This window comes from Agreia sp. (assembly GCF_964263775.1).
Lineage (GTDB): Bacteria > Actinomycetota > Actinomycetes > Actinomycetales > Microbacteriaceae > Agreia.
In genome coordinates this window covers 1-2,764 of record NZ_CAXVWM010000104.1, presented here as the reverse complement: position 1 = coordinate 2,764, position 2,764 = coordinate 1, and the positions used below count along the sequence as shown (strand labels likewise).

Genomic DNA, 2,764 nt, shown 5'->3' with positions numbered 1-2,764 from the left:
GCTGCGGCGGTCGGTTCGCACATCACCCAGATCTTCTATCAGCGTGTACCGATCACCGACGACCAGGTCTTCACCGTGGTGATGAACAGCTTCCTCGCAGCGGGCGGCGACAACTTCACCGAACTCGCCAACACGCAGGGTCAGGCCGACTCCGGTCGGGTCGACCTGCAGGCGTTCGTCGACTACATCGAGGCGAACAGCCCCGTCTCGCCGGATTCGGCCACCCGGTCAATCGGCGTCACCGACCTCTCGGCCTCGGCCGTTGCAGGCACGGTCGACCTGGGAACCGCGAGACCGGGGACCGAATACTCGTTCGCCCTGTCGTCGCTCATCCTGAGCAGCGCACCGGTGAAGGACACCGAGGTCGTCGTGCTCTTCGACGGCGTCGAGCTGGCGCGGGCCGACATCGACCCGACGATCATCAGCACGACCGATGAGCAGGGCCGTGCGACCGTGTCGTTCGCCATCCCGGCGTCGGTGACGAACGGGGCTCACGTGGTCTCCGTCAGGCTTCCGCTCACGGGAGTCGCACGCTACTTCCCTGTGCAGGTCATCGGGGGCATCGGACCGGTCGTCGAAGCGCCGTCGGAACAGCCCTCGATCGGTGGGGGAAACAACGTGGCGGCGCCCGCGGCCCAGGCCGCCCTGGCCGCAACGGGTCTGGATGCGACGGTGCCGCTGCTCGCATCCGGTCTGCTTCTCGCCGTGGGCGCGCTGGTGCTGCTGCGCCGTCGACGCATGTCGCAGGTCGGCTAGCCGCGATACGGCCGAAGGCGGTCTATTCGACCAGCGCAACGACGAAGGCCCGGGGTTCGCACCCGGGCCTTCGTCGATGTCGAGCTATTGCGCCAATGTTTAGGAGCGCTGCGTCGCTTCGACCCAGGCGAGGTACTCGGGGCTCACCGTGCCGGTGACGTACTCGCCCGTGAAGCAGCTCATCTCGAGGTTCTTCACGTCGCTGCCCTCGAGGATGGCGCTCTCCATGTCGGAGATCTCCTGGTAGATCAGGTGGTCGGCGCCGAGCTCGCGGGCGATCTCGGGAAAGCTGCGTCCGTGAGCGATCAGCTCTTCGCGCGACGGCATGTTGATGCCGTAGACGTGCGGGAATCGCACCGGGGGAGCGGCAGAGGTGAACGTGACCTTGTTCGCGCCGGCGGCCCGGGCCATCTCGACGATCTCCTTAGACGTCGTGCCGCGCACGATCGAGTCGTCGACGATGAGGATGTTCTTGCCCCTGAACTCCGTGGACATGGCGTTGAGCTTCTGGCGCACGCTCTTCTTGCGCTCGGCCTGCCCCGGCATGATGAAGGTGCGGCCCACGTAGCGGTTCTTGTAGAAGCCCTCGCGGTATTCGACCCCGAGCTTCTGCGCCACCTGCATGGCGGCCGGTCGCGACGAGTCGGGAATGGGCATGACCACGTCGATGTCGCCCATCGGGGTGAGGTCGGCGATGGTGGTGGCGAGGCGGTTGCCGAGACGCAGACGGGCCTCGTAGACCGAGATGCCGTTCATGACGCTGTCGGGGCGGGCGAGATAGACGTATTCGAACGAGCACGGAACGAGCACCGGGTTCTCGGCGCACTGGCGCGAGTACATCTCGCCGTTCTGCGTGATGAAGATGGCCTCGCCGGGGGCGACCTCGCGCACGACCTCGTAACCGGATGCCTCGAGCACGAGCGACTCGCTGGCCACGATCCACTCGTCGCGCTGCACGCCGGCGAGTGCGTTCGCATCGCTGCGCTTGCCGAGAACGAGGGGGCGGATGCCGAAGGGGTCGCGGAATGCGAGCAGCCCGTGGCCGGCGATGATCGAGATGACGGCGTAGGAGCCCTCGATGCGCTCGTGTACGTTGGCGACGGCATCGAAGACCTGGTCGGGCTCGAGGTCGAGCCCGGAGACCTGGCTCTGCAGCTCGGTGGCGAGCACGTTGAGCAGCAGCTCTGTGTCGCTCGAGGTGTTCAGGTGCCGGCGGTCGATGTGGAACAGCTCTTGATTGAGCTCGCGGGTGTTCGTGAGGTTGCCGTTGTGGATGAGCACGATGCCGTAGGGCGCATTCACGTAGAACGGCTGCGCCTCTTGCTCGTTGCCGGCGACGCCCTTCGTGGCGTAGCGCACATGACCCAGTCCCACATTTCCGAGCAGCGAGCGCATGTCGCGGGTGCGGAAAGCCTCTCGAACCTGACCCTTGGCCTTGATCATGTGAAAGGTCGAGTCGTCGGCCGTGGCGATGCCTGTCGAGTCCTGTCCGCGGTGCTGAAGCAGAAGCAGACTGTCGTAAACCTGTTGATTGACCGGACCGGACGAGACGATACCGACGATGCCGCACATACCGGGCAGAACTCCAGACATCTCGCGAAATAGGCCGTGCCCAGTCTACGGGAGGCTCGGCGACCGCCGCCCCTCGGCGCCCCCCGACCCCATCGGCACGAGGGGGCTACGCCAGCATCCCGCGGAGCGTCTGCGCATTGCGCACCGCGTGACCCGAGCCGTCGTTGTTGAAGTAGGCCGAGACATCCCGGCCCTGCGCCTGCCACTCGCGGATGCGATCGGCCCACCAGGCCAGATCGGCATCGGAGTAGGACCCGGCGTAGAGCGTGCCCGTGTCGGGTCCGTGCAGGCGCAGGTAGACGAACGGCGCGGTTGCGCGCAGAACGCACGGCAGGCCGGCTCCGCTCATCACGCAGAGGGCTGCGCCGTGCCGCTCGAGCAGCTCGTAGACGCCGTCGTCGAACCAGCTGGCGTGGCGCGGCTCGACGACCACCCT

At 66.6% G+C, this 2,764-nt stretch carries 3 protein-coding genes; 1 reads left to right on the top strand and 2 read right to left on the bottom strand.

Features of this window, described 5'->3' with window-relative positions; all coding sequences use genetic code 11:
- Positions 1–756 (top strand): 5'-nucleotidase C-terminal domain-containing protein (locus ACE5CZ_RS08060; RefSeq protein ID WP_374946811.1); only part of this gene is annotated, 756 nt, incomplete at its 5' end.
- Between the two features lie 99 nt (positions 757–855).
- Here ACE5CZ_RS08060 and purF read toward each other — a convergent pair.
- On the bottom strand, positions 856–2,328 hold the full coding sequence (purF, locus tag ACE5CZ_RS08055; protein WP_374946812.1) for an amidophosphoribosyltransferase: 1,473 nt from the start codon (positions 2,326–2,328) through the stop codon (positions 856–858).
- 106 nt (positions 2,329–2,434) lie between these two features.
- Positions 2,435–2,764, bottom strand: a 330-nt coding sequence (locus ACE5CZ_RS08050) for a DUF72 domain-containing protein (RefSeq protein ID WP_374946810.1), incomplete at its 5' end; no start/stop codon positions are given.

What these genes read in the sequence shown, in the direction of transcription:
- purF (WP_374946812.1), bottom strand. Translation starts at nt 2,328, where the DNA reads ATGTGCGGCATCGTCGGTATCGTCTCGTCCGGTCCGGTCAATCAACAG.